Source organism: Streptomyces sp. NPDC029674 (assembly GCF_044903205.1).
Lineage (GTDB): Bacteria > Actinomycetota > Actinomycetes > Streptomycetales > Streptomycetaceae > Streptomyces.
The window spans coordinates 38,017-62,598 of sequence record NZ_JBJDPY010000019.1; the positions used below are offsets into that span (position 1 = coordinate 38,017).

A 24,582-nucleotide genomic window follows, 5' to 3' on the forward strand; every position below is an offset into this window, starting at 1 on the left:
CGTGGTCCGGGGCTACTTGACGCCGAGACCGGCGTCGTCGACCGGGGACTCGCCCGCGGCCTTGAGAACCTTGTTCAGCGGGCCGAGGTCGTAGATGCCCTTGAGGTCGGGCTTCTCCAGGAGACCGGCCTTGACGGCGTGGTCCGCCTCCGCGTCGAGGGTGGCGGCCAGCGGGTCGTTGGTCGTCTCGATCGACTTCCACGCCGGGTCGAGGACCTCGGCGGGCAGCGCCTTGCCGGAGTCCGCCTTCAGCCGGGCGTTCGCGGCGGCCTTGGCCTTCTCCGGGTTCTTCTCGATCCACGCGTTGGTCTTCACGGCGCCGCGCAGCACGGCCTCGACGACCTTCGGGTGCTCCTTCAGGAACTCCTGCCGCACGATGATGTTCGTGATCACGAACTTCTTGTCCGGCCACAGGTCGGCCTCGTCCAGCAGGACCTTGCCGCCCTCGGCGACCAGCTTGGAGGCGGTCGGCTCCGGCACCCAGGCGCCGTCCACGGAACCGGACTTGTAGGCGTCCGGGGTGATCTTGTTGTCGGTGCGGACGACCGACACGTCGCCCTTGCCGCTCTCCGCGTCGACCTTCCAGCCCCGCTCGGCGATCCAGTTGAGGAAGGCGACGTCCTGGGTGTTGCCGAGCTGCGGCGTCGCGATCTTCTTGCCCTTGACGTCGTCCAGGGACTTGATCTTCCCGGGGTTCACCACGAGCTTCACGCCGCCGGAGGCGGAACCGCCGATGATCCGCAGGTTCTTGCCCTGCGACTTGGTGTAGCCGTTGATGGCGGGCGACGGGCCGATCCAGCCGATGTCGATGGAGCCCGCGTTGAGCGCCTCGATCTCGGAAGGGCCCGCGTTGAAGTGCGAGTACTTCGCCTCCGTGCCGCCGAGCTCCTTCTGGAACAGGCCCTCCTGGCTGCCGACGAGGGCGGTGGCGTGGGTCAGGTTCGGGAAGTACCCGATCTTCACGCTGTCCAGGCCGTCGATCTTCTCGGCGCCCTCGACGACCTTGGACTTCTCGTCGGCGTCGGACGCCTCGGAGCCGTAGCCGCAGGCGCCGAGCGCCAGGGCAAGGAGGGGCAGTGCCGCGAGGGCGGCGAGGCGGGTGCGTGGTGCAGGCACGGGAGGTGGTCCTCTCGTTGGCCCGGTCTCACGCCGTCAGGTCGTGGCCGGGTGGTCGGCAGGTCTTCGTCTTCGTACGGGGGCGCCGGTGCGGCAGGGGCGGGCGTGGGCGCGCACGCGGAGCGCGTGCGCGAGGCCCGCCGGGGGCGTCACGCCGCACATCGCGCCACCCCGCCCTGCCCGCTGCCGAGGGCGCCGCTGCCGATGCGGCCGCCCTCCTTCGCGAACGTCGCGAACACGTCGACGTAGGTCATGGTCAGAAGTCCCAGCCCTCGTCGTCGGCGGTGGCGGAGCCGGTCTCCGCCACGGCGTCGGTGGGCGCGGCGAACGCGTCGCCCGCCATGCCCGCGGCGAGCGTCGTGCCGTCCGCCGGGTCGATGAGCAGGAACGAACCGGTGCGGCGCGAGTCGGCGTACGCGTCGAGGGCGAGCGGCTCTGCGGTACGCACCTTCACGCGGCCGATGTCGTTGGCGACGAGCTGCCCGGGCTCGGGGTGCTGGGAGAGGTCGTCGAGGGTGAGCCGCGACGGGATCTCCTTCACGATCGCCTTGACCGTGCGGGTGGTGTGCTTGAGCAGCACCCGCTGGCCGACGGTGAGCGCGGTGTCCGCGACGTGGCAGACCGTCGCCTCGATGTCCTGCGTGGTCGGCGGGGTGTCGCTGCTCGGCACGATCAGGTCGCCGCGCGAGATGTCGATGTCGTCCTCGAGGAGCAGGGTGACGGACTGCGGCGTCCACGCCACGTCCACCGCCTTGCCCAGCAGGTCGATCCCGGTGACCTTCGAGGTGCGGCCCGACGGGAGCACCGTCACGGACTCGCCGACGCGGAAGGCGCCGGCCGCGATCTGTCCCGCGTAGCCGCGGTAGTCGGGATGCTCGGCGGTCTGCGGGCGGATCACGTACTGGACGGGGAGGCGCGCGTGGCAGGTGGTCAGGTCGTGGCTGACCGGGACCGTCTCCAGGTGCTCGAGGACCGTGGGGCCGCCGTACCAGTCCATGTTCGAGGACGGCTCGACGACATTGTCACCGGCCAGCGCGGAGATCGGGATCGCGGTGATCTCTGGGACGCCCAGCTCGCCGGCGTACGCGGTGAACTCCTCGGCGATCCGCGCGAAGACGGCCTCGTCGTACGCGACGAGGTCCATCTTGTTGACGGCGAGGACGACGTGCGGGACCCGCAGCAGCGCGGCGACCGCGGCGTGGCGGCGGGTCTGCTCGATGACGCCGTTGCGGGCGTCGACGAGGACCACGGCGAGGTCGGCCGTGGACGCGCCGGTGACCATGTTCCGGGTGTACTGCACGTGCCCGGGGGTGTCGGCGAGGATGAACCGGCGCCGGGCCGTGGCGAAGTAGCGGTAGGCGACGTCGATGGTGATGCCCTGCTCGCGCTCGGCCCGCAGGCCGTCGGTGAGCAGCGCCAGGTCGGGGGCGTCGGCGCCGCGGCTCGCCGAGACGCGCTCGACGGCCTCCAGCTGGTCGGTGAGGACCGACTTGGAGTCGTGGAGCAGGCGGCCCACCAGGGTGGACTTGCCGTCGTCGACGGAGCCGGCGGTGGCGAACCGCAGGAGGGTGGTGGCCGACAGCTGCTCGGTGGAGAGCGGCTGTACCGGCTCAGTGGTGCTGTTGCTCATGGTTAGAAGTACCCCTCGCGCTTGCGGTCTTCCATCGCGGCCTCGGAGAGCTTGTCGTCGGCCCTCGTCGCGCCGCGCTCGGTGAGGCGGGACGCGGCGATCTCGGTGATGACGGCGTCCAGCGTCGTCGCGTCGGAGTCGACGGCTCCGGTGCAGGACATGTCGCCCACCGTGCGGTAGCGGACCAGCCGCCGCTCGACCGTCTCGCCCTCCTTGGGGCCGCCCCACTCGCCGGCGGTCAGCCACATCCCGGAGCGCTTGAAGACGTCCCGCTCGTGCGCGAAGTAGATCTGCGGGAGCTCGATCTCCTCGCGGGCGATGTACTGCCACACGTCCAGCTCGGTCCAGTTGGAGAGCGGGAAGACGCGGACGTGTTCGCCCGGCGCGTGCCGGCCGTTGTAGAGCTGCCACAGCTCGGGGCGCTGGCGGCGCGGGTCCCACTGCGAGAACTCGTCGCGCAGCGAGAACACCCGCTCCTTGGCGCGCGCCTTCTCCTCGTCGCGGCGCCCGCCGCCGAAGACCGCGTCGAACTTCTCGCTCTGGATCTTCTCGGTGAGCGGCACGGTCTGCAGCGGGTTGCGCGTCCCGTCGGGGCGCTCCCGCAGCTTTCCGGCGTCGATGTACTCCTGTACGGACGCGACGTGCAGCCGCAGCCCGTGCTCGGCGACCACCCGGTCGCGGTACTCGATGACCTCGGGGAAGTTGTGTCCCGTGTCGACGTGCAGCAGCGAGAAGGGCACCGCCGCCGGGGCGAACGCCTTCAGCGCCAGGTGCAGCATGACGATGGAGTCCTTGCCGCCGGAGAAGAGGATCACCGGCCGCTCGAACTCGCCCGCCACCTCGCGGAAGATGTGCACCGCCTCGGACTCCAGGGCGTCCAGGTGGCTGAGCGCGTAGGGGCTGTCGGTGCCCTCGTCGGTCACTGTGGCGACGGTCGTCATGCGAGACCCCTCTCGGTGAGCAGCGCGTGGAGAGCCGCCGCTGACTCCTGCACGGTCTGGTTCTGCGAGTCGATGCGCAGGTCGGGCGATTCGGGCTCCTCGTACGGGTCGTCGACCCCGGTGAGCCCGGAGAGTTCGCCCTTCGCCTGCTTCGCGTACAGGCCCTTCACATCCCGTACGGAGCACACCTCGACCGGCGTCGCGACATGCACCTCGACGTACGCGGTGCCGTTCACCTGGTGGCGCTTGCGCACCGCCTCGCGGCTGTCCGCGAACGGCGCGATCACCGGCACGAGCGCCAGCACGCCGTTGCGGGCGAGCAGTTCGGCGACGAAGCCGATGCGCTGCACGTTGGTGTGCCGGTCCTCGCGGCTGAAGCCGAGGCCCGCCGAGAGGAACTCACGGATCTCGTCGCCGTCGAGCACCTCGACGCGGCGGCCCTCCTCGCGCAGGCGGCCCGCCAGTTCGTACGCGATGGTGGTCTTGCCGGCGCTGGGCAGGCCGGTGAGCCAGACGGTGGCTCCGGTCGTCACGTGGTTCTCCCGGGTCTGTTGCTGCTGGGTCTGAGGGGCGGTCATCCGTGGATCCCGCACTCGGTCTTGGCGTTCCCGGCCCAGCGGCCTGCCCGCGCGTCCTCGCCCTCCAGGAGGCGGCGGGTGCAGGGGGCGCAGCCCACCGAGCCGTAGCCGTCCATCAGGAGCGGGTTGGTGAGGACGCCGTGCTCGGTGACGTACGCGTCGACGTCGTCCTGGGTCCAGCGGGCGATCGGCGAGATCTTGACCTTGCGGCGCTTCTCGTCCCAGCCGACGACCGGGGTGTTCGCCCGGGTCGGCGACTCGTCGCGGCGCAGGCCGGTGGCCCAGGCGGCATACCCCGCGAGCCCCTCCTCGAGCGGCCGCACCTTGCGCAGCTTGCAGCACAGGTCGGGGTCGCGGTCGTGGAGCCTGGGACCGTACTCGGCGTCCTGCTCGGCGACGGTCTGCCGGGGCGTCAGGGTGATGACGTTGACGTCCATCACGGCCTCGACGGCGTCGCGCGTGCCGATGGTCTCGGGGAAGTGGTAGCCGGTGTCCAGGAACACGAGGTCGACGCCGGGCCTGGCCCGCGAGGCGAGATGGGCGACGACCGCGTCCTCCATCGACGAGGTGACGCAGAACCGCGCGCCGAACGTGTCGGCGGCCCACTGGAGGATCTCCAGGGCGGAGGCGTCCTCCAGGTCGCGCCCGGCCTGCTCGGCGAGCGCCTTCAACTCGTCGTCGGTGCGCCGCTGTTGGTCCTGAGCGGTCGTCATATCCGGTCCTCTCCACCGCTGGTGTGCTGAACGCCCCGGGCGAGCAGCCCGAGGAACTTCAGCTGAAAGGCCCGATTGCACGCCGCGCATTCCCATGCGCCGTGCCCGGTCTCGTTCGGGCGCAGGTCCTCGTCACCGCAGTAGGGGCAGTGGAACGGGGCGGCTCGCTCGCTCACTTGAGGGCCTCCTCGGACGCGCGCGAGGCCCAGGTGGCGAACCGCTCGCCGTCCTCGCGCTCCGCCTGGAAGTGCCCGAGGACCCGCTCGATGTAGTCGGGCAGCTCGGCCGCGGTGACCTTCAGGCCGCGGACCTTGCGGCCGAAGCCGGCGTCCAGGCCGAGCGCGCCGCCCAGGTGCACCTGGTAGCCCTCGACCTGGTTGCCGTCGGCGTCGAGCATGAGCTGGCCCTTGAGGCCGATGTCGGCGACCTGGATGCGGGCGCAGGCGTTCGGGCAGCCGTTGATGTTGATGGTGATCGGCTCGTCGAACTCCGGGATGCGGCGCTCCAGTTCGTCGATGAGCGAGGCGCCGCGCGCCTTGGTCTCGACGATGGCGAGCTTGCAGAACTCGATGCCGGTGCAGGCCATCGTGCCGCGCCGGAAGGGTGAGGCGTTGACGCGCAGGTCGAGGGCTTCGAGCGCGGAGACGAGCGAGTCCACCTGCTCCTGCTCGACGTCGAGCACGATCATCTTCTGCTCGGCGGTGGTGCGCAGGCGGCCGGAGCCGTGCGCCTCGGCGACCTCGGCGATCTTCGTCAGGGTCGTGCCGTCCACGCGTCCGACGCGCGGGGCGAAGCCGACGTAGAAGCGTCCGTCCTTCTGGCGGTGGACGCCGAGGTGGTCGCGCCAGGTGCCGGCGGGCTGCTCGGGGGCGGGCCCGTCGACCAGCTTCCGCTGCAGGTACTCGTCCTCGAGGATCTGCCGGAACTTCTCCGGGCCCCAGTCGGCGACGAGGAACTTCAGCCGGGCACGGTTGCGCAGGCGCCGGTAGCCGTAGTCGCGGAAGATGCCGATGACGCCGCCGAACACGTCCGGCACCTCGTCGAGCGGCACCCACGTGCCGAGCCGCACGCCGAGCTTGGGGTTGGTGGAGAGGCCGCCGCCGACCCACAGGTCGAAGCCGGGGCCGTGCTCGGGGTGGTGGACGCCGACGAAGGCGACGTCGTTGATCTCGTGCGCCACGTCGAGCTGCGGCGAGCCGGAGATCGCGGTCTTGAACTTGCGCGGCAGGTTCGAGAAGTCGGGGTTGCCGATGAAGCGGCGCTGGATCTCGTCGATGGCGGGGGAGCCGTCGATGATCTCGTTCTCGGCGACGCCCGCCACGGGGGAGCCGAGGATGACGCGGGGCGTGTCACCGCAGGCCTCGGTGGTGGAGAGCCCGACGGCTTCGAGCCGCCGCCAGATCTCGGGGACGTCCTCGATGCGGATCCAGTGGTACTGGATGTTCTGCCGGTCGGTGAGGTCGGCGGTGCCGCGCGCGAACTCCTGCGAGACCTCGCCGATGACGCGCAGCTGCTCGGTGGTCAGCCGGCCGCCGTCGACGCGCACCCGGAGCATGAAGTACTCGTCGTCCAGCTCCTCCGGCTCCAGGATCGCGGTCTTGCCGCCGTCGATCCCGGGCTTGCGCTGGGTGTAGAGCCCCCACCAGCGCATCCGGCCACGGAGATCATTCGGGTCGATGGAGTCGAATCCACGCTTCGAATAGATCGTCTCAATACGTGTCCGCACATTGAGACCGTCGTCGTCCTTCTTGAACTGCTCGTTCCCGTTGAGCGGCGTGAAGTGACCTGCGGCCCACTGGCCCTCGCCGCGGTGACGGCTCGCCTTGCGGCGGGGCGTGGCTGGGGCGGGCTTCTCTGGCGTGGTGGGCATCGGGGTACGTCCTTCGGGCAGCGGAAAAATGCGGCTCTGACCTGCGGGGATGGGCACATGACGAGATGTGCGCGCGGCGCTGCGCAGGGAGGGAGTCAGGGGGGATCGGTGATCAGATGTGCGGCGGTGCTGAGCTGATCAGCAAGCCGGACACATGGCGCTGGACATGCGGCCGAGGTCGACGTGACGTCGACTCACCAAGGCGTTTCCAGTGCGATCCATGCCGGAAGCGTGTCACGGGACTTTCGGCCCAGTCCAGCATTATCCAAAATGCGGACACCCTTGTCCCGCATCGTGGACAAGGGTGTCGTGGGTCACTGCTGAGCCGGGGGCCGCCCCGGGGGGTTCAGGCGCGGTGCGCTCCCGGCCAGGGCCCCGGGGACGGCGCCTCCGACTCCTGCTCGACCTTGGTGTCGAAGAGCTTGAAGCCGCGCCGCCGGTAGTTGTCCATGGCGTGCTCACCGTCCTTGGAGCAGGTGTGCAGCCAGACCCGCTCGGTCGGCGCGAGCCCCGGCCACCGCTCGGCCAGGTCCCAGGCGCGCGCCACGGCGTACGACAGGAGGTGCCCGCCGATGCGGCGCCCACGGAAGGCGGGCAGCAGCCCGAAGTACACGATCTCGACGACGCCCTCCGCCGCGTCCCCGTTCTCACCGCGCGCCGCCAGCTCCACGTACCCGGCGGGCGTCCCCTTCTCGTACGCGACCCAGGTCTCCACGCCCGGCCGCTCCAGCAGCTTCTGCCACTCCGCGTAGGTGAGGGAGAGCCGGTCCGACCAGTGGATGTCCCCGCCGACGGACGCGTAGAGGAACCGGCTGAACTCGGGCGAGGGGACTTCGGCCCGCACGATCCGTACGTCGCCGTCGGGTGCGGCGGCCGGGAGCAGGTCGGTGGGTGACGTCTGCTCGAGGGACCAGGTGGTGACTGTGATGCTCATGCGGCACAGAGAATCATGGCCGCTCAAGGCTCCGCGACCCGTCTCGCCGCGCGGACCGCCGGCGCCGTCGAGTGGGGCAGCAGATCCGCCGGGCTGTCCGGCATGACCACGTCGACATCGATGTCCTCGTGGAAGCGGTAGGGCCGGTGGGCGAGCAGACCGCCCAGGTAGCGCCGCACGCGCGACAGCTCGGCGCGGACCGTCACCGTGCGCGCCGGGTCGCCGAACATGTCCTCGGCGAGGCCCGAAGCGGTGCGCCCCGTGCGGTACGTGCAGAGCAGGAAGAGGAGTTCGGCGTGGCGCGGGCTCAGCTCGTGCGTCCAGTCGTGGGCGCCGCCGAGCACCGACAGCGTCCAGCGGCGCGGACTGCTCACGTCCAGGACGAGCCGCGTCGCGGCGACCGGCCGGGGCGCGTCACCGGGGTCCTCCGCCCGCAGCAGCCAGCCGCCGGGCAGCGGCTCCACCAGACAGGAACCCAGCGACGGCAGCCAGGTGCGGCCCGCCCCGAAGGACTTGGGGAGGGCGAGGCGGTCCGCCGGCGGCATGCCCGTCACCGCGGCGGTCCAGCCGTGCGTGTCCACCGCCACCGCCCGCCCGTCGAGCCGGGCGAGGACCGGGGCCGCCACCGCGCGCAGCCGGTCGAGCGCCGTCACGTGCCGCTCCCGCAGCCGGGCCTCGGCGAGCTTGGCCACCGAGTCGACCAGCGAGAGGGTCGCCGGATGGATGGTCCGCAGCGGGCCGCTCACGTCGACCACGCCGAGCAGCCTGCCGTCGCGCGGATCGGTCACCGGGGCGCCCGCGCACGTCCACGGGTGGTGGGTCTGCACGAAGTGCTCGGCGGAGAACACCTGCACGGGGCGGCGCACCACCAGCGGAGTCCCGATGCCGTTCGTGCCGACGACGCTCTCGCCCCAGTCCGCGCCCGGTTCCAGGCCGTGCGTGTCCGCCTGGCGCAGCACCGCGGCGCTGCCCTCGCGCCACAGCACCCGGCCTTCCGCGTCGCACACGATCATGATGTGCTGCGCGGCGTCGGCCACGGAGACCAGGGCGTTGCGCAGGACGGGCAGGATCTCCAGGAGCGGCGACGTCCTGCGGCGCTCCTCCAGCTCCTCCTCGGTCAGCAGCCGGGACCGGATGTCGCGGTCGGGGTCGACACCGCCGTGCAGCATCCGCCCCCACGAGTCGCCGATCACCGGGCGCGGCAGCACCCGCGGCCGCTGCCCGGAGAGCGTGGCGTCGCGCACACCCTTCAGGAGGTGCGCGGCGTGCGTGAGGTCCATGGCGGATATCCGCGCGAGATCGATCGTCGACGGGGCGTTCATGACCACTGGGTCCTTTCCGGCCAGACCAGTGCGGAGCGGCAGGCATCCATCGTGCCCCCTGCGGGCACCCCCGGGGGCCGCATCGGCGTGCCGGACCCCCGGACGGCGCGGCCGGTTGCAACCTCCTGCAACCCTGGCCGACACCCGGCCGGTGCCCGAATCTGTACACCACACCGCCCGTGCGGTGTTCACGCTCCTCAAGGGGCCTGAATGACGGGGGTGGTGCCGTGTCGGCGCGGCGCCACCCCTGTGTCAGACCCCGGGTGCGGCCCTCTCCACCACCGTGGCCAGATCGAGGCTGTGCGGCAGCGTGCCGAACGCCGCGCCCCAGTCCCCGCCGAGCCGTGACGCGCAGAACGCGTCGGCGACCTCCGAAGGCGCGTACCGCACGAGCAGCGACCCCTGGAGCACCAGCGCCATCCGCTCCACGAGCCGCCGCGCGCGGCCCTCGATGCCGTCCAGGTCGGCCAGTTCGGTCAGCAGGTCCTTGATCGCCCCGTCCAGACGGTGGTCGGCGCCGCGCGCCGCACCGACCTCCTGGAGGAACGCGTTGAGGGCCAGCGGCTCACGCTGGAGCGCCCGCAACACGTCCAGCGCCTGCACGTTCCCCGAGCCCTCCCAGATGGAGTTGAGCGGCGCCTCGCGCAGCAGCCGCGGCATGCCCGACTCCTCCACGTAGCCGTTGCCGCCCAGGCATTCCAGGGCCTCGCCCACCATCGGCGTGCACCGCTTGGTCACCCAGTACTTCGCGGCCGGCACCGCGAGCCGCAGGAACGCCTGCTCCTGCTCGCCCCCGTCGTCGTACGCCGCCGCGAGCCGCAGCGCGAGCGTCGTGGCCGCCTCCGACTCCAGTGCCAGATCCGCCAGTACGTTGCGCATCAGCGGCTTGTCGACGAGCTTGCCGCCGAACGCCTCCCGGTACGTGGCGTGATGCACCGCCTGCGCGACGGCCTGCCGCATCAGAGCGGCCGAACCGATCACGCAGTCGAGCCGGGTCGCCGCCACCATCTCGATGATGGTGCGCACCCCGCGCCCCTCGTCGCCGACCCGGCGCGCCCACGTCCCGTCGAACTCCACCTCGCTCGACGCGTTGGACCTGTTGCCCAGTTTGTCCTTGAGCCGCTGGATGGCGAACGGGTTCCGCGTGCCGTCCTCCAGGACCCGCGGCACCAGGAAGCACGTCAGCCCCTGCTCCGCCTGCGCGAGCACCAGGAACCCGTCCGACATGGGCGCCGAGCAGAACCACTTGTGGCCCGTCAGCGCATACGTCCCGTCCTCCGCGAGGGCCTGCGCGCGCGTCGTGTTGGCCCGCACGTCGCTGCCGCCCTGCTTCTCCGTCATGCCCATCCCGAAGAGGGCACCGGCCTTCTCCGACACCGGGCGCAGCCCGTGGTCGTACACGATCGAGGAGAGGCGCGGCTCCCACTCGGCGGCGAGCACCGGGTCGGCGCGCAACGCGGGCACCGCGGCGTGCGTCATCGAGACGGGACAGCCGTGCCCTCCCTCGACCTGCGTCCACACCAGGAACCCCGCAGCCCGCCGCACATGGCCGCCGGGCCGCGTCCACGCGGTGGTCAGGCCCGCGGAGACGGCCTTGCCGAGCAGCCGGTGCCAGGCCGGGTGGAACTCGACCTCGTCGATCCGGTTCCCGTAACGGTCATGCGTGTGCAGAACGGGAGGATTGTCGTTGGCCTGATCTCCCCACTTCCGCGCCTGGGCGGAACCCGCCGCACGGCCGAGCAAGGAGAGTTCATCGCGGGCGGTGCCGAGGAGCGCCGGATCCAGATGCCGCTCGACGCCCTCCACGAGGGCCCGGTCGGACGCGAATACGTCATATCCCACCAGGGGCGGAGCCTGGTTGGTCACTGTGTGGGTGCTGGCTGCCATGCCGCTACGGTAAGGAGGTGCACCAGGCAAAAGAAACACCCGGGCGGCCGTCGGGCCGCTGGTACCGGGCCCGCGCTCTCTACCGGAACGTCTCCAAGCGCAGGACCGCCTGGCTGCTGCTCAAGGACACCGTCAACTCGTGCATCGAGTACCGCATCCTGGGGCTCGCGGCCGAGGCTGCGTTCTTCACGCTGCTTTCCGTCCCGCCGTTGCTGCTGAGCCTGATCGGCCTGCTCGCCTACGTCGACCGGTGGACCGGCGCGGACACCATCGCCAGCGTCCAGAACAACATCCTGGAGGCGTCCCGCACGATCCTGTCGGACCGTGGCGTCCACCAGATCGCGGAGCCGATACTGGACGACGTGATGCGGGTCAGCAGACCCGACGTCATCTCCATCGGCTTCCTCTTCGCCCTGTGGTCCGGCTCGCGCGCCGTGAACGTCTTCATCGACACCATCACCGTGATGTACGGCCTCGACGGTGTGCGCGGCATCGTCAAGACCCGCATCCTCGCCTTCGGCCTGTTCCTGGTGGCGCTGCTCATCGGCTCGGTGGCGCTGCCGCTGATGGTGGCGGGCCCCGACGCGGTGGTGAAACTCCTGCCGGGCTCCACGACGGTGGTCCAGATCCTCTACTGGCCCGTCGTCGTCATCCTCTCCGTGATCTTCCTGACGACGCTGTACCACGTGTCGGTGCCGGTGCGTTCGCCGTGGGTCGAGGACATGCCGGGCGCGCTGATCGCGCTCGCCATGTGGGTGCTCGGCAGCTTCCTGCTCCGCATCTACCTCACCAGCACGGTGGAGGGCCCCACCATCTACGGCTCGCTCGCCGCACCGGTCGCCGTGCTGCTGTGGATCGGCGTCTCGGCGTTCGCGGTCCTCGTCGGCGCCGCGGTCAACGCGGCGATCGACCGGGTCTGGCCGTCCGTCGCCACGGCCGTGGCGCGCGCCGCCAACGACCGCATAAGGGAGGCGCAGGCCGCGGAGGTGGTGGCCCGCGCGGCTGCCGCGCGCGAGGCGGCCGCGGAACTCGACGACGACCCCGACGACCCCGAGATGCCGTCCGAGTTCCCCGAACGCTGGTCCCGCTTCCTGCCGCCGGACGACGTGACGTCGCGCCTGCGGACGCCGGCGAAGCAGGGGAAGCATGCGAAGCGGCCCGGTTCGGGGGACCCCCCACCGGAGTAGGGGGCGCCGTTCATCACCGGCTTCGCCGAGTTCGTCCTCAAACGCCGGACGGGCTGGAAACCCAGACCCCGGCGCACTCGCGGGCGAAGTCGGCGAAGTCCCTGGGCTCCCGGCCCAGTACCTCCCGCACCCCCTCCGAGAGCTTCGCGTTCCTGCCGTCGAGGTTCGTCTCGAACAGCTCGACCAAGAACTCCACTTCCCCGGCCGGCACCCCGAACCCGGCGAGAGCCGCCCCGTACTCACGGGCCGACACCGGCACGTACGTGATCTCCCGCCCGGCCGCCGCCGCGACCTCCGCCACCGCCTGCCGGAAGGAGAGGAGCCGCGGCCCGGTCAGGTCGAGGGTCCGGCCCGCCCACCGGTCGCCGCCCGTCAGCGCGGCCACCACCACATCCGCTATGTCCCGTGTGTCGATGAAGGGTTCGAGCACCTCACCGGCCGGGAAGACCAGCTCGCCGCCCCGCATCCCGTCGAGCAGCGGGCCCTCGCTGAGGTTCTGCGCGAACCAACTGGCCCGCACGACCGTCCACTCGGCGCCCGAGTCCCGCACGGCCTGCTCCGTCGCGTGCGCCTGGTCCTCGCCCCGCGCCGAGAGCAGCGTGAGCCGCCGTACGCCGAGGCCGACCGCCTGCCGCGCGAACGCGCCGACCGCCTCGGCCGCGCCGGGCGCCCCCACGTCCGGCAGATACGCGAGGTGCGCGGCGTCCGCGCCCCGCAGCGCGTCTGCCCACGTCGACCGGTCCGCCCAGTCGAACCGCACCGCGCCGGACCGCGAGGCCGCCCGCACCGTGAGGCCCGCCGCCTCCGCCGACTCCACCACCCTGCGGCCCACCCGCCCGCCCGCACCCGTCACCAGAACCGTCATGTTTGTTGTGTTCGTCGTCATGTACGTCAGTCAACTGCCGCGCCCGCCTGCGGACCATCGGCGAGCCGCTCACGCCCATACGCGTGCGTCTACGCTGCCCACATGGACGTACTGGCCGGCCTCCTCGAAGGGCCGCGGGCGCGCGGCGCCTTCATGCTGCGCGCGCTCTTCGACCCGCCCTGGTCCGTGCGCATCGCGGACGAGGCGCCCCTCTCCGTCATGGTCATGGTGCGCGGCACCGCCTGGATCACGCCCGCCGACGGAACGCCCGCCCAGCGCATCGGCCCCGGCGACCTCGCCATCGCCCGCGGCCCCGACCACTACACCTGCGCCGGCGACCCCACCACCGCCCCCTTCGCCGAGATCCGGCCCGGGGAGCAGTGCGTACCGCTCGACGGCGCCCCCGTCGCGCGCTACCGCGACCTCGGCCTGCGCGCCTGGGGCGAGTCGCGCGACAGCTCCGTGGAGCTGCTGATCGGCACCTACCAGATGCGGGGCGAGATCACCGGACGCCTCCTCGACGCGCTGCCGCCACTGCTCGTGCTCCCCACCGAGGTGTGGGACTGCCCGCTCAGCCCGCTGCTCGCCGACGAGCTCCACAAGGACGAACCGGCCCAGGACGTCGTCCTCGACCGGCTCCTCGACCTGCTCCTGATCGCCGCGCTGCGCGCCTGGTTCTCCCGCCCCGAGGCGGCGGCGCCCGCCTGGTACCGGGCGATGGGCGACCCCGTCGTGGGCCGCGCCCTGCGCCTGCTCCAGGACGACCCGGCGCACCCCTGGACGATCGCGGGCCTCGCGGCGAAGGCGGGCGTCTCGCGGGCCGCGCTGGCCCGGCGGTTCACCGAGCTCGTGGGGGAGCCCCCGATGACGTACCTGACGAACTGGCGGCTCGCGCTCGCCGCCGACCTGCTGCGCGACAGCGAGCTGACCATCGGCTCGATAGCCCGCCGCGTCGGGTACGGCAGCGCGTTCGCGCTCTCCGGCGCCTTCAAGCGGGTGTACGGGGTCAGCCCGCAGGAGCACCGCACGCGAGCGGCGTAGCCTTCTGTACGTGCCGCACGTGACCGAGGAGACCCGCCCCGGGGACGCGGGGGCCTACCGGGAGCGGCCGTCCGCGCTGCCCGGCGCGGTCGTGTGGACCCGCACGGCCACCGGCGCCCCCGGCGACGCCCGTCCGGTGCTGCCCGACGGCTGCATGGACCTGCTGTGGACCGAGGGCAGACTGTTCGTCGCGGGCCCCGACACGCGTGCGTACGCCCCCGACGGCGGGCCGGGACGGTACGTCGGCATCCGCTTCTACCCCGGCACCGCCCCCGCCCTCCTCGGCGTCCCCGCCCACGAACTGCGCGACCGGCGGGTGGAGCTCGCCGACCTGTGGACCGCCGCGCGGGCGCGCCGCCTCGTCGAGCGGGTGGACGCCGCGCCCGACCCGGTGGCCGCCCTGGAGGCGATCGCCACGGACCGCGCCGCCCGCGTCGGACCGCCCGACCCGCTCCTCGCCCACGTCGTCAGGTCCCTGAGCGCGGGCCACTCGGTCGCCCGGACCGCGGCGGACGCGGGCGTCAACGCCCGTCTGCTGCACCGCCGTTCCCTGCCCGCGTTCGGGTACGGCCCCAAGACGCTGGCCCGGGTGCTGCGCCTCCAGCGGGCGCTCGCGCTGGCCCGCGAGGGGCTGCCGTACGCGGCCGCGGCGGCCGTCGCGGGCTTCGCCGACCAGGCTCATCTCGCCCGGGACGTCAGGGAGTTCACGGGCCTGCCGCTGAGCCGGCTACTCACCCAGGGGCGCGAAGAGGTCGACGCCGTTGCCGTCCGGGTCGAGGACGACGGCGTACCGCTGGCCCCAGGGCGCGTCGAACGGCTTGAGCCCGCTCGCGTGACCGGCGCCCGTCATGTCGTCGTACACCGCGTCGACCCCGGCGGGCGTGCCGCAGTGGAAGGCGAGCCCGATCCGGCCGGCGCTCGCGGGGGGCTGCCAGTCCGGGTGGAAGGACCGGATGGTGTCCTCCGTGTCGAGGGCGAGCCGCAGACCGCCGGGGAGCGCCGCCTCGACGTGCGGGGCGCTCTCCGAGCCGGCGGGGAACTCCAGGCCGAGGCGGCGGTAGAAGGCGATCGACGCGGTCAGGTCGGAGACGACGAGGCCGATCAGGTCGAAGCGGGGAGTGGGTGAGCTCGGTGTACTGTTCATGCCCGGCAGCGTAGGCAGCGGGCGGGCGCCCGGTCTTGAAGGAATCGGACAGGTCTACGGCACTCGGTTGACGGACGTCTACCTTCCGGTCCGGCCCGACCAGCGGGAACGCGGAACGGCCTCCGGCGGGCCGCCGCACCGGCTGTCACCGTGCCCGGATCCCCGCTACTTTGGAGGACATGGACTATCCCGGTGACAACCGGCTCGCGGCGGCTGTCGTGGTGTTCCGCCGCCGTGTGCTGCTCGTGCGACGCAGCGAGACCGAGCGGTTCCTGCCCGGCGTGTGGGGCGTACCGTGCGGGAAGCTGGAGCCCGGCGAGAGTCCGCGGGACGGCGTCCTCAGAGAGCTCAAGGAAGAGACGGGCCTGCTCGGCCAGGTCCTGCGCAAGGTCGGCGAGTCCTCCTTCGTCAGCACCTACCGCGGGCATGAGGTGAAGAACTGGCAGGACAACTTCCTGGTCCGCCCCCTCACCTTCGACGTGACCCTGCCCCTGCCCGACCAGGAGCACCGCTGGCTCGCCCCCGCCGACCTCGGCACGGTCCGCGTCGACGCCTACAACCGCGAGATCGTCCGCCAGGCCTTCGGCTGAGCCGCACCCGCCGGCCCGTCGGTACCTCAGCCGAGCAGCTCCGCCAGCGCCGACAGCTCGGTCAGATAGTCGTTCACCTCCAGGGGCTTCTTCGCCACCGCCCGGCCTCCCTCCGCGTGGGACCCCTCCTCCCCGGACCCTGCGAACACGTCCGTGTACCGCCGCCGCCCTGCTCCCGTCTCCAGGAACAGCGTGACCGCGGGCCCCGACGAGGCGCACCACGCCCGGTGCAGGACGTGCGGCGGCAGCGCGTAGCCGCTTCCCGCCGCGTACTGCGCGGTCTGCGTGAGCCGCAGCCGCGCGCCGCCCGCCGGCTCCAGGAGCCAGTCGCCCTCCTCGCCGGTCAGGGACTCCCGGTACCAGGCCGTGGCGATGCCCTCGCCCGCCGCGGGGTCCACCGGCTCGTACAGCTCCATGCCGAGGGCGCCCCGCACCACGAAGGAGGCCAGCGGGGAACGGTGGTTGTGGATGTCCTCGCGGGTGCCCCGCCCCGGATGCCACACGTGCGCGCGCAGCATGTGGCGCGGGCCGCCGTCGATCAGCAGCAGCTTGTCGAAGCCGAGGACGTGGCGGTACGAGAGGAGCGCGCATCCCGAGGGGTCGCCCGCGCCGGCCGCCAGCTCGCGGATCAGCGGCAACAGGCGCCGCGGGGAGCCCAGTTCGGCGACGGCCGAGCGGGCGGCCCGCACCAGCTCGTCCCCCGTCGACCGGTCCAGCGTCTCCGCAAGGAGCCGCGTGGCGTCGTGGACGTGCCGACCACCCAATGCACTCTCCCCCTCGTCCGCGCGCCCCGCGCCGGCCGGGGGTTCGAAGACAGGCTCTCAGGCACCCGGCTGATACATCCATACGGCATGTGCGCGCAGCGCGGAAAGGCCTTGGTAGGTCATCCACAGCGGGTGGGCGAGATCGACCCCGTCCCACGTCCAGATCCCGTTGTCCTGCTGCCGCCACACGGACGCGGCCGAACCCGACAGCATCTCCTGCCAGACCGGCTCCCTGCCCTCGTCGGCGGCGACCGCCGGGGCGCCCGGGGTGAGCAGCGCCCGCACCACCCAGGCCGCCGAGAAGTGCCGCACGGACAGCACCTCGTGGCGCGAGGCGTCGACGGGGTGGGGGCGGCGCACCGTCTCGTGGCCGCTCTCCAGGTCGTCGCAGCCGTCGTGCGCGGGCCCGGGGCAGGAGAGCAGCCAGCGGATGCCCTCCTCGCGCGTCGCGCGGGCGTTCGCGTCCTCGCCGAGCACCCGCGCCGCCCGGTCCAGGGCGACGACGGCCTGCGCGGTGTGCACGGCCGACCGCGCCACCGCCCTGCCGCGCGGCGGCGTGAGCCGGGAGCCCCAGCAGCGCCGGTGCCCGCGCGCCGGATCGGTGACGGCCCCGTCGACGAGCGCGTCCCGCAGGAGCGGCAGGGCGGGCGAGTCGGGCGCGGCACGCAGCAGCCCGCGCAGCACCGTCGTCACGACGTGCGTCAACTCGATTCCTGCGGGCTCCAGTTCGTGGCTGAACCGCTCGGTGCACCGCTCCGCCTCGGTCGCGAGGAGGCGCGGGTCGGCGCCCGCACGCGCGAGCGCGCCGAGGACGAGCGCGGTCACCTCGGGCCGTCCCACCGCGCCCTGCGAGCGGGCCGCCCAGCCGCCCTCGGGCAGCCGCAGCCGCCACAGGGTCTCCACGAGCTCGGAGGCGCGCAACCGCCCGTCGGGCATGCCGAGTTCGAGGACGATGTGCAGTCCGTACGCGGTCCCTGTGGGGGTCGGCCGTACCGGTCCCGGCTGCTCGTCGAGGGCGTGCGGCCAGCCCGCGAGGCGGCCGCGCAGCGGATCGTCGAAGACCGTCAGACGGTCGGCGAGCGTGGCGTACGTGGCGGCGGAGAGCCCCGGCAGCGGCCCCGGGGCCACCGGTTCCGCCGCACCCGGGGCGCTGCCCGTCAGAGGCCGGCGCGGCGCAGGCACCCCGTCCAGGCCGCCGCCGTCCGCCCCGTCGTCCGCCGCGCCCCTGGCCCGCAGCAGCGCGGCGGCCAGCCAGGCGGAGACCCCCGTCCCGACGCCGCTGACGACGGCGAGCGAATAGCGGGCCGTGTCCCCGAAGAGCCCGTCGGGCAGCAGGCTCACCAGGGCCTGGAAGACGGCGTACCCCACGGCGACGGGCCCGAGTCTGCCCAGCCGGTCCACGAGCCGCCCGGGCGGTGGTTCGGGCGGCGGCCCGGGCGGCACGGGGGGCCCGGTGGGGTCTGGGTTTCCGCGCATGGGTGCTGTAGGCATGAACTCCACTTACCCATAGGACACTTGAGATGAAAGGGAGTGAGCACCGTGCCCGGTTCGGAACCGACAGCGGACCTCACCGGCTGGAACGCGGCCCCGTTCACGGGAGCCGGTCTGACGCATGATGTCTATGAGAAGGGGACAGGCCCCGGCGTCGTCCTGGTTCCCGAAATCCCCGGCGTGCATCCCGGCGTCCTGGGCCTCGGCGAGCATCTGGTGAAACAGGGGTTCACCGTCGCGATCCCGTCCCCGTTCGGCGAGCCGGGCCGCCCGATCTCCACGCCGTACATGCTGGGTGTCTTCCGCAAAGTCTGCGTCGCCGCGGAGTTCCGCGCCTTCGCCACCAACGCGCGGCGGCCCTTCGCGGACTACCTCCGCGCCCTCGCCCGCGACCTCGCGTCCCGCACCCCGGGCCCCGGCGTCGGCGTCATCGGCATGTGCTTCACGGGTGGCTTCGCGCTGGCCGCCGCCACGGACGACTCCGTCGTGGCGCCCGTGCTCAGCCAGCCCTCGCTGCCGCTCCCGGTGAGCGCCGGGCGGCGGGTCGACCCGGGGCTGTCCCGCGCCGAGTTCGACACGGTGGTGGCCCGCACCAGGAACGACGGCCTGTGCGCGCTCGGTCTTCGCTTCACCGAGGACAAGCTGGTGCCGCACGACCGCTTCGCCACCCTGCGCCGCCACTTCGGCGACGCGTTCGAGGTCATCGAGCTGGACTCGTCGCCGGGCAACGAGACGGGCTTCGCGAAGTCCGCGCACTCCGTCCTCACCGAGGAGGTCCGCGAGGAGCCCGGCCACCCGGCGTACGCCGCGCGCGAGCGGGTGGTCGAGTTCCTGCGGGAACGGCTGACGGCCGGCAAGTGACCGGGCGGCGCCCGGCCAAGTCCGCCCTGGGCTCAGCCGTCCGTCAGTGAGAAGACGCAGCTGAGGGAGGACGGCCGGGGTGTCGCGCGGAGTTCGTACTGCGGCAGGACACCGGGGCCGCACGACTGTGTGCCGATGCCGTGCCGGGCGATGTCGAGGTTGACCCAGACCGTGTCGCCGGGCGTGAGGTCGGTGCGGTGCCGGGCGGCGTCGAGCTGTTCCGTCGTCCAGCGCCGGACGGTGAACGCGGGGGCGCCGTCGCTCTCGACGCGCACCCCGCCGACCTCGGCCCAGCGGACCGCCGCCCGCGCCCCGTTCTCCTGCGGGCGCACGTACGGCGTCTGCATCGCGTCGACGTCCGACTCCCAAACGCCGATGAGCGAGGCGGCCGCGGTGTCCGGATAGGCCTCGCCGGGCCCGCCGCCGAACCACCGCACCCGCCCCGGCGCGCCGGGCAGCCCGAAGCGGATGCCGAGCCGGGGCAGCGGCACGGGCCAGTCGCCCTCGGGCGTCACGGACATCCGCAGCAGCAGCTTGCGGCCGTTCGACGCCCAGTGGTACTCCGTGCGCAGCGCCAGGTCGCTCGCCGCGGGCGCCACCCGGGTGCGGACGGTCAGCGCTTCGCCGGCCGTCTCGACGGAGTCGACGCGGTGCCGCATCCGGTGCAGGCCCAGCTTGCGCCAGAGGGAGGCCACCGACGGCTCCGGCCGCCACGGCATGCCGTTGTCGTTGTCGGTGGGGGCCCGCCACACGTCCAGGCGCAGGTCCCTGACCTCCCGGCCGCGGAAGGTGAGGAGCGTGCCGGTGCGGGCGTCGAACTCCGCGGCGCCGAGGGTGATCCGCCGGCCGGCCGCGTCGCGCACCGGTGCCGCGCCGCCGGGCACGGGCAGGACCATGCCGTACTCGACGGGCAGCTGCGCCCACGCCACCACGTGCCCCTTCGGCGCCCACGCCGTGTCCTCGGCGAGCGACGCCCGCACCGTCCACTGCGTCTCGGCGTCCGGGTTCCTGGGCGGCGGGGGCGGCAGCTTCACCTCCGTGCGCTCGCCGGGGCCGACGGGCGGCACCGCGAGGACACCGTCCGCGACGGTCGTGCCGTCCTTCTCGTACGACCAGGTGAAGGCGAGGTGGGAGAGGCCGGCGAAGTCGTGGAGGTTGGTGATCACGACCGCTCCGGACGGCCCGTCGCCCTCGATCCTGACCGGCTCGACCACCTTCTTGTACTCGACGAGGCCGGGGGACGGCGTCCGGTCGGGGAACACCAGGCCGTCGCAGACGAAGTTGCCGTCGTGCAGTTCCTCGCCGAAGTCACCGCCGTACGCGTACTCGTACGCCGGGTGCGCGATGCCGTGGTCGATCCACTCCCAGACGAAGCCGCCCTGCAGCCGGTCGTACGTCTCGAACAGCCGCTGGTACTCGCTGAGTCCGCCGGGCCCGTTGCCCATGGCGTGCGCGTACTCGCAGAGGATGAACGGCAGCCGGCGCCGCTCCTCGGGCCCTTCGTCCTCGCCCCGGCCGATGCGCTCGACCTCGGCGTGGTCGGCGTACATCCGCGAGTACACGTCGGTGTCCCGGCACGACGCGTCGCCCTCGTAGTGCAGGAGGCGGCTGCCGTCCCGCGCGCGGATCCACTCGGCCATCGCGGTCAGACCGCGGCCCGTACCGCACTCGTTGCCGAGCGACCAGAGGATCACCGAGGGGTGGTTCTTGTCGCGCTCGACCATGCGGGCCGCGCGGTCCAGGAGGGCGGGCGTCCAGCGGTCGTCGTCGACCGGGTTGCCGCGCCAGTCCACCGCCTGGAACCCGTGGGTCTCCAGATCGCACTCGTCGACGACCCACAGGCCCAGCTCGTCGCAGAGGTCGAGGAAGGCGGGGTGCGGCGGATAGTGGCTGGTGCGCACGGCGTTGATGTTGTGACGCTTCATCAACAGCACGTCGGCGCGCATCGTTTCGAGGTCGAGCGCGCGGCCCGTCTCGGGGTGGAACTCGTGGCGGTTCACGCCACGGAAGAGGACCGGGCGGCCGTTGACCTTGATGAGGCCGTCCTCGACGGCGACCGTGCGGAAGCCGACCCGCAGCGGGATCCGCTCGCCGGGCGTGGCGAGCGTCGCGTCGTACAGCCGCGGCGTCTCGGCCGTCCACGGCTCCACGGCGACGGTGACCTGTTCACCGGTCGGTACGTCGATGCCCAACTCGGCGACGGTGACGCGCCCTTGCACCTCCGAGTCGACCCGCAGAGTGCCCGTCCCCGCGCGGTGGTCGTACCCGGCGTGGACGAAGAAGTCACCGGCGCAGCCCGCGGGCCGGTGCAGCAGTGTCACGTCGCGGAAGATGCCCGGCAGCCACCACTGGTCCTGGTCCTCCAGGTACGAACCGGCGGACCACTGGTGGACGCGGACCGCGAGGACGTTGCCCCCGGGCCGCAGCAGCTCACCGACGGCGAACTCGTGGGGGAGGCGCGAGCCCTTGAAGTCGCCGAGCTCGGTGCCGTTCAGCCAGACGCGGGCGCAGGACTCGACGCCGTCGAAGCGGAGGACGGCGGCGCCGTCGCGCGGCCAGTCGGCGGGCAGGTCGAAGAGGCGCAGGTGGTCGCCGGTCGGGTTCTCGGTCGGGACGCGCGGCGGATCCAGGGGGAACGGGTAGAGCTGGTTGGTGTAGTGCGGCGCGCCGTGGCCCCGCAGCACCCAGTGGCCGGGCACGGCGATCTCGCCCCAGGCGTCCGGGGCGCCGGGGTCGTACCCGTCGGCGGCGAACGCGTCGTCCTCGGCGTCGGCCGTGGGGGAGAGGCGGAAGCGCCAGGTTCCGTTGAGGGAGAGGGTTGCGGCGTCCGACGTCGCGTACCAGGCGCGGGGCGGGAGGGCGCCGGTGCCGGGGGACACGTCCTCGTGGTGGGGAAGCTCCATGGGCTCCATGAGACCGTGCGGGGCCCGGGGGCCGCCATCGTCGCGGGGCGGAAGTCGTTGGATTCTTCGCCCTCGACTTGGACCCGCCACGCCACGGGCTTCTCAGGAAGGGCCGGTGGCCTCCCAGGCCGCTTCGATCATGCGGAAGATCTCGTCCACCGCGGCCTCCGGGTCGTCCGTCTCACGGGCCACCGAGAAGGCGTCGATCGCGAACCTCGCGATCGCCCGGCAGGCCGTCGCGGTCCGCGAAAGACCGGGCTCGGCGGCGATGGCCGCCGCCAGCGACTCCGCGTGGCGCAGCCGCATGGACTCCTCGTACTTCCGCAGGGCGGCCGACTCGTCGATCATGCGCCAGATCGGGGCGGCGCCGTCCGCCGTGCAGTGCCGCACCAGTGCGTGGATCTCGCGGCGCAGCGCGGGGACGAGCGGCTCTTCGGCGGCCCGGTCGGTGACCGCCCGGGTGAGGCGCTGCTCGAAGTCCTCGTCCTGCTCGAACACCAGGGCCTCTTTCGAGGCGAAGTGGGAGAACACCGTGGTCACGGCGACATCGGCCTCGGCGGCGACGTCACGGATGCCCACCGCCTCGTATCCGCGTTCCAGGAAGAGCCGCAGGGCGGTGTCGGCGATCTTCTTGCGGGTCGCGGCTTTCTTTCGCTCACGACGTCCGGTCGGTGCGGGGGTGGCTGCGGGCACGGGCGCGGTCATGCGCTGACGCTACCAAGAGTAAAGGTGTAACCGTTATTGTCATAGAGTCGTTGTTAAAGCCTAACGGTTAGTGTTACGTTCCGCGGCATGAAAAAGGTGAGCTTCGCCGAGTTCGGCGGTCCGGACGTCCTGCACCTCATAGACGCCGAGGAGCCCCACGCGGGCCCCGGCCAGATACGCGTCGCCGTCAGGGCGGCAGGCGTGAACCCCGTCGACTGGCGCATCCGCGAAGGCCAGAAACTGGGGGCCCATCCGGTCGAGCTGCCCGCCGGGGTCGGCCTTGACGCCGCCGGGGTGGTGGACGAGGTGGGCGAGGGCGTCGAAGGGGTCGAGGCCGGCGACCGCGTGTTCGGCGAGGGTGCGGACACCTACGCCGAGTTCGCCGTGCTGTCGGCGTGGGCCCTGATGCCCGAGGGGCTGACGTTCGAAGAGGCGGCCGGGTACCCCTCCGTGGTGGAGACCGCGCTGCGCGTCATCCGCGAGTCCGGTGTGCGGCCCGGGCAGACGCTGCTGGTCAGCGGTGCGTCCGGGGGAGTCGGGTCGGCGGTGCTGCAGATCGCCCGCGAGCGCGGCATCACGGTCATCGGCACGGCCGGGGCCGCGAACCAGGACTACCTGCGCGACCTCGGCGCCCTCGCCACGACGTACGGGGAGGGCTGGGTGGAACGGGTGCGGCAGCTGGGCCGGGTCGACGCGGCCCTGGATCTCGCAGGCTCGGGCGTGCTCCGCGAGCTCGTCGAACTGACCGGGGACCCACGGAAGGTGATCTCCATCGCCGACCTCTCGGCGCCGGAGCACGGGGTCAGGTTCTCCGGCGTGGCCGGGAGCGTGCCGGACGCGCTCGCCGAGGCGGCCCGGCTCATCTCGCGAGGGAAGCTGCACATCCCGGTCGAGAAGTCGTACACGCTCGCCGACGCCGCCGTGGCGCACGCGGACAGCCGGGCCGGACACGCGCGCGGACGTCGGGTGATCGTCGTCTGAGCGGAGAAGGCCCGACGGCGTCCCGGCCTCCCCCGTGGGGCGGAGGGGGCCGCTACCTGCGGACGACGCGGAGGCTCCGGCCGGGCGGCGAAGCTCAAGGCGCAAGCACTTGACCTGCTGTGACATGCCGTCACGCGCCGAGATCGGAGCACCATGCTGAAGTGGACCCTGCGCGCCGTCGCCGTCCTCGCCATCGCCGCCGCGATCGCGGCCCCGGTGGCCGTACCCGCACCGGACGCGGTGGCCGCAGCCCCGGTGGCCGCCACGTCCGTGTCAGCCCCGGTGGCCACCGCGTCCGTGTCGGCCCCGGACACTCGGTACGTTGGCGCGTCATGAACGACCACCATGCGCAGCCACAGCCCGCCGCCGAGGGCGCCGCCACGCTCCCCGACGCCCTGCCCGTCACCGACCGCACCCGCCACCGCCGCCTGCGCGAGCAGGGGAGTTTGGCCCGCGCCGACCTGGAGGCGATCCTCGACGCGGGCTTCGTCTGCCACCTCGGGGTCGTCGTCGACGGCCACCCCATGGTCGTGCCCACGGTCTACGGGCGCGACGACACCCACCTCTTCCTGCACGGATCGGTCGCCAGCCGGAGCCTGGCGGCCGACCCGGAGACACCGGTCTGTGTCACCGTCACGCACGTCGACGGGCTGATACTCGCCCGCTCGGTGTTCGAACACGGCGTCAGCTACCGCAGCGCGATGATCCACGGGGTTCCGCGCCGGGTCACCGACCCCGACGAGAAGCTGCGCGGCCTGCGCCTGCTCACCGAGCACGCGGCACCCGGCCAGTGGGACTACGCCCGCCGCCCCAACCGCAAGGAACTCGCCGCGACCACCCTGCTCGCCCTCTCCCTGGCGGAGGCCTCGGTCAAGACGGCGTCCGGCCCACCGGACGACGGCACCGGCCCGGACGCCGAACTCGGCCTCTGGGCGGGAAACCTGCCGCTGACGGCGGTTTGGGGCGAGCCGGTGCCGGACCCGCTGCTGCCCGCGGGACTCGCGCCGCCGCCGCATGTGGCGGAACGGGCGGGGAACCGGCAGGAGTAAGAAGGCCCCG

General features: G+C 72.7%; 24 protein-coding genes and 1 pseudogene. 8 read left to right on the plus strand and 17 right to left on the minus strand.

All coding sequences use genetic code 11. From position 1 onward, the window contains the following. Positions 1–12: 12 nt before the first annotated feature. The 11 genes from ACI2L3_RS33545 to ACI2L3_RS33595 all read right to left on the minus strand — a co-directional run bounded on the left by ACI2L3_RS33545 (position 13) and on the right by ACI2L3_RS33595 (position 10,991). On the minus strand, positions 13–1,116 hold the full coding sequence (locus tag ACI2L3_RS33545) for an aliphatic sulfonate ABC transporter substrate-binding protein (protein ID WP_404756181.1): 1,104 nt from the start codon (positions 1,114–1,116) through the stop codon (positions 13–15). Positions 1,117–1,372: 256 nt separating this feature from the next. After that, positions 1,373–2,746: a sulfate adenylyltransferase subunit 1 gene (locus ACI2L3_RS33550; RefSeq protein WP_404756182.1), complete on the minus strand. Its 1,374-nt coding sequence runs from the start codon at positions 2,744–2,746 to the stop codon at positions 1,373–1,375. 2 nt (positions 2,747–2,748) lie between these two features. Continuing rightward, complete coding sequence (gene cysD, locus ACI2L3_RS33555) at positions 2,749–3,687, minus strand: sulfate adenylyltransferase subunit CysD (RefSeq protein ID WP_404756183.1); 939 nt, start codon at positions 3,685–3,687, stop codon at positions 2,749–2,751. Further along, complete coding sequence (cysC, locus tag ACI2L3_RS33560) at positions 3,684–4,265, minus strand: adenylyl-sulfate kinase (protein ID WP_404756184.1); 582 nt, start codon at positions 4,263–4,265, stop codon at positions 3,684–3,686. The genes cysD and cysC overlap by 4 nt, the downstream gene beginning before the upstream one ends. Further along, positions 4,262–4,978, minus strand: a complete 717-nt coding sequence (locus ACI2L3_RS33565; protein ID WP_404756185.1) for a phosphoadenylyl-sulfate reductase — start codon at positions 4,976–4,978, stop codon at positions 4,262–4,264. Before ACI2L3_RS33565 ends, cysC begins: the two co-directional genes overlap by 4 nt. Then, positions 4,975–5,154 (minus strand): hypothetical protein, encoded by a 180-nt coding sequence (locus ACI2L3_RS33570; RefSeq protein ID WP_404756186.1) that lies wholly within the window; start codon positions 5,152–5,154, stop codon positions 4,975–4,977. Before ACI2L3_RS33570 ends, ACI2L3_RS33565 begins: the two co-directional genes overlap by 4 nt. Continuing rightward, on the minus strand, positions 5,151–6,848 hold the full coding sequence (locus ACI2L3_RS33575) for a nitrite/sulfite reductase (protein WP_404756187.1): 1,698 nt from the start codon (positions 6,846–6,848) through the stop codon (positions 5,151–5,153). The genes ACI2L3_RS33570 and ACI2L3_RS33575 overlap by 4 nt, the downstream gene beginning before the upstream one ends. Positions 6,849–6,986: 138 nt before the next feature. Continuing rightward, the gene (locus ACI2L3_RS33580) at positions 6,987–7,070 is read right to left on the minus strand and encodes a putative leader peptide (RefSeq protein WP_317850486.1); all 84 of its coding nucleotides are present in this window, start codon (positions 7,068–7,070) and stop codon (positions 6,987–6,989) included. A gap of 124 nt (positions 7,071–7,194) precedes the next feature. Then, positions 7,195–7,782 carry a GNAT family N-acetyltransferase gene (locus tag ACI2L3_RS33585; RefSeq protein WP_404756188.1) on the minus strand — a complete coding sequence of 196 codons (588 nt, stop codon included), beginning with the start codon at positions 7,780–7,782 and terminating at the stop codon, positions 7,195–7,197. 23 nt (positions 7,783–7,805) lie between these two features. After that, positions 7,806–9,104, minus strand: a complete 1,299-nt coding sequence (locus ACI2L3_RS33590) for a GAF domain-containing protein (RefSeq protein WP_404756189.1) — start codon at positions 9,102–9,104, stop codon at positions 7,806–7,808. Positions 9,105–9,356: 252 nt separating this feature from the next. Then, positions 9,357–10,991, minus strand: a complete 1,635-nt coding sequence (locus ACI2L3_RS33595; RefSeq protein WP_404756190.1) for an acyl-CoA dehydrogenase family protein — start codon at positions 10,989–10,991, stop codon at positions 9,357–9,359. Positions 10,992–11,008: 17 nt separating this feature from the next. On the opposite strand from ACI2L3_RS33595, the gene ACI2L3_RS33600 reads away from it, so the two are divergent. Then, a complete protein-coding gene (locus tag ACI2L3_RS33600; protein WP_404756191.1) occupies positions 11,009–12,178 on the plus strand; it encodes a YihY/virulence factor BrkB family protein in 1,170 nt (389 codons plus the stop codon). A gap of 37 nt (positions 12,179–12,215) precedes the next feature. On the opposite strand, the gene ACI2L3_RS33605 is transcribed toward ACI2L3_RS33600, so the two are convergent. Beyond that, positions 12,216–13,064 (minus strand): NmrA family transcriptional regulator, encoded by an 849-nt coding sequence (locus ACI2L3_RS33605; protein ID WP_404756192.1) that lies wholly within the window; start codon positions 13,062–13,064, stop codon positions 12,216–12,218. 81 nt (positions 13,065–13,145) lie between these two features. Between ACI2L3_RS33605 and ACI2L3_RS33610 the strand changes: the two genes are divergently transcribed. Together ACI2L3_RS33610 and ACI2L3_RS33615 are read left to right on the plus strand one after the other, a co-directional pair. Next, entirely contained in the window at positions 13,146–14,084 is a 939-nt protein-coding gene (locus tag ACI2L3_RS33610) for an AraC family transcriptional regulator (protein WP_404756193.1), read from the plus strand. Between the two features lie 19 nt (positions 14,085–14,103). After that, positions 14,104–14,823 (plus strand): annotated as a pseudogene (locus tag ACI2L3_RS33615) (DUF6597 domain-containing transcriptional factor); the annotation flags it as partial. Here ACI2L3_RS33615 and ACI2L3_RS33620 read toward each other — a convergent pair. Next, the gene (locus ACI2L3_RS33620; protein ID WP_404756271.1) at positions 14,812–15,228 is read right to left on the minus strand and encodes a VOC family protein; all 417 of its coding nucleotides are present in this window, start codon (positions 15,226–15,228) and stop codon (positions 14,812–14,814) included. The pseudogene ACI2L3_RS33615 and the gene ACI2L3_RS33620 overlap by 12 nt on opposite strands. A gap of 179 nt (positions 15,229–15,407) precedes the next feature. Here ACI2L3_RS33620 and ACI2L3_RS33625 point away from each other — a divergent pair, with 179 nt between their 5' ends. Next, positions 15,408–15,818, plus strand: a complete 411-nt coding sequence (locus ACI2L3_RS33625) for an NUDIX hydrolase (RefSeq protein WP_404756194.1) — start codon at positions 15,408–15,410, stop codon at positions 15,816–15,818. A 26-nt stretch (positions 15,819–15,844) separates the two neighbouring features. On the opposite strand, the gene ACI2L3_RS33630 is transcribed toward ACI2L3_RS33625, so the two are convergent. Both ACI2L3_RS33630 and ACI2L3_RS33635 read right to left on the minus strand, forming a co-directional pair. Further along, the gene (locus tag ACI2L3_RS33630) at positions 15,845–16,582 is read right to left on the minus strand and encodes a hypothetical protein (RefSeq protein WP_404756195.1); all 738 of its coding nucleotides are present in this window, start codon (positions 16,580–16,582) and stop codon (positions 15,845–15,847) included. 57 nt (positions 16,583–16,639) lie between these two features. Next, positions 16,640–18,073, minus strand: coding sequence for a hypothetical protein (locus ACI2L3_RS33635; protein WP_404756196.1), 1,434 nt, complete (start codon positions 18,071–18,073; stop codon positions 16,640–16,642). Positions 18,074–18,121: 48 nt separating this feature from the next. On the opposite strand from ACI2L3_RS33635, the gene ACI2L3_RS33640 reads away from it, so the two are divergent. After that, positions 18,122–18,934 carry a dienelactone hydrolase family protein gene (locus ACI2L3_RS33640; protein ID WP_404756197.1) on the plus strand — a complete coding sequence of 271 codons (813 nt, stop codon included), beginning with the start codon at positions 18,122–18,124 and terminating at the stop codon, positions 18,932–18,934. 32 nt (positions 18,935–18,966) lie between these two features. Here the strand turns inward: ACI2L3_RS33640 and ACI2L3_RS33645 are convergent, their stop codons facing one another. Both ACI2L3_RS33645 and ACI2L3_RS33650 read right to left on the minus strand, forming a co-directional pair. Then, on the minus strand, positions 18,967–21,846 hold the full coding sequence (locus ACI2L3_RS33645) for a glycoside hydrolase family 2 TIM barrel-domain containing protein (RefSeq protein ID WP_404756198.1): 2,880 nt from the start codon (positions 21,844–21,846) through the stop codon (positions 18,967–18,969). 93 nt (positions 21,847–21,939) lie between these two features. Beyond that, a complete protein-coding gene (locus ACI2L3_RS33650) occupies positions 21,940–22,542 on the minus strand; it encodes a TetR/AcrR family transcriptional regulator (protein WP_404756199.1) in 603 nt (200 codons plus the stop codon). An 87-nt stretch (positions 22,543–22,629) separates the two neighbouring features. On the opposite strand from ACI2L3_RS33650, the gene ACI2L3_RS33655 reads away from it, so the two are divergent. The 3 genes from ACI2L3_RS33655 (at position 22,630) to ACI2L3_RS33665 (ending at position 24,572) form a co-directional block, all read left to right on the plus strand. Further along, the gene (locus ACI2L3_RS33655; protein WP_404756200.1) at positions 22,630–23,523 is read left to right on the plus strand and encodes an NADP-dependent oxidoreductase; all 894 of its coding nucleotides are present in this window, start codon (positions 22,630–22,632) and stop codon (positions 23,521–23,523) included. Between the two features lie 153 nt (positions 23,524–23,676). Next, a complete protein-coding gene (locus tag ACI2L3_RS33660) occupies positions 23,677–23,859 on the plus strand; it encodes a hypothetical protein (RefSeq protein WP_404756201.1) in 183 nt (60 codons plus the stop codon). Further along, positions 23,856–24,572 (plus strand): pyridoxamine 5'-phosphate oxidase family protein, encoded by a 717-nt coding sequence (locus ACI2L3_RS33665; protein WP_404756202.1) that lies wholly within the window; start codon positions 23,856–23,858, stop codon positions 24,570–24,572. Before ACI2L3_RS33660 ends, ACI2L3_RS33665 begins: the two co-directional genes overlap by 4 nt. Positions 24,573–24,582 lie beyond the last annotated feature (10 nt).

Coding starts and splice junctions, on each gene's coding strand:
- ACI2L3_RS33550 (WP_404756182.1), bottom strand. CDS start 2,746: ATGAGCAACAGCACCACTGAGCCGGTACAGCCGCTCTCCACCGAGCAG.
- cysD (WP_404756183.1), bottom strand. CDS start 3,687: ATGACGACCGTCGCCACAGTGACCGACGAGGGCACCGACAGCCCCTAC.
- cysC (WP_404756184.1), bottom strand. CDS start 4,265: ATGACCGCCCCTCAGACCCAGCAGCAACAGACCCGGGAGAACCACGTG.
- ACI2L3_RS33565 (WP_404756185.1), bottom strand. CDS start 4,978: ATGACGACCGCTCAGGACCAACAGCGGCGCACCGACGACGAGTTGAAG.
- ACI2L3_RS33575 (WP_404756187.1), bottom strand. CDS start 6,848: ATGCCCACCACGCCAGAGAAGCCCGCCCCAGCCACGCCCCGCCGCAAG.
- ACI2L3_RS33580 (WP_317850486.1), bottom strand. CDS start 7,070: ATGGATCGCACTGGAAACGCCTTGGTGAGTCGACGTCACGTCGACCTC.
- ACI2L3_RS33585 (WP_404756188.1), bottom strand. CDS start 7,782: ATGAGCATCACAGTCACCACCTGGTCCCTCGAGCAGACGTCACCCACC.
- ACI2L3_RS33590 (WP_404756189.1), bottom strand. CDS start 9,104: ATGAACGCCCCGTCGACGATCGATCTCGCGCGGATATCCGCCATGGAC.
- ACI2L3_RS33595 (WP_404756190.1), bottom strand. CDS start 10,991: ATGGCAGCCAGCACCCACACAGTGACCAACCAGGCTCCGCCCCTGGTG.
- ACI2L3_RS33605 (WP_404756192.1), bottom strand. CDS start 13,064: ATGACGACGAACACAACAAACATGACGGTTCTGGTGACGGGTGCGGGC.
- ACI2L3_RS33610 (WP_404756193.1), top strand. CDS start 13,146: ATGGACGTACTGGCCGGCCTCCTCGAAGGGCCGCGGGCGCGCGGCGCC.
- ACI2L3_RS33620 (WP_404756271.1), bottom strand. CDS start 15,228: ATGAACAGTACACCGAGCTCACCCACTCCCCGCTTCGACCTGATCGGC.
- ACI2L3_RS33625 (WP_404756194.1), top strand. CDS start 15,408: ATGGACTATCCCGGTGACAACCGGCTCGCGGCGGCTGTCGTGGTGTTC.
- ACI2L3_RS33635 (WP_404756196.1), bottom strand. CDS start 18,073: ATGCCTACAGCACCCATGCGCGGAAACCCAGACCCCACCGGGCCCCCC.
- ACI2L3_RS33645 (WP_404756198.1), bottom strand. CDS start 21,846: ATGGAGCCCATGGAGCTTCCCCACCACGAGGACGTGTCCCCCGGCACC.
- ACI2L3_RS33650 (WP_404756199.1), bottom strand. CDS start 22,542: ATGACCGCGCCCGTGCCCGCAGCCACCCCCGCACCGACCGGACGTCGT.
- ACI2L3_RS33655 (WP_404756200.1), top strand. CDS start 22,630: ATGAAAAAGGTGAGCTTCGCCGAGTTCGGCGGTCCGGACGTCCTGCAC.
- ACI2L3_RS33660 (WP_404756201.1), top strand. CDS start 23,677: ATGCTGAAGTGGACCCTGCGCGCCGTCGCCGTCCTCGCCATCGCCGCC.
- ACI2L3_RS33665 (WP_404756202.1), top strand. CDS start 23,856: ATGAACGACCACCATGCGCAGCCACAGCCCGCCGCCGAGGGCGCCGCC.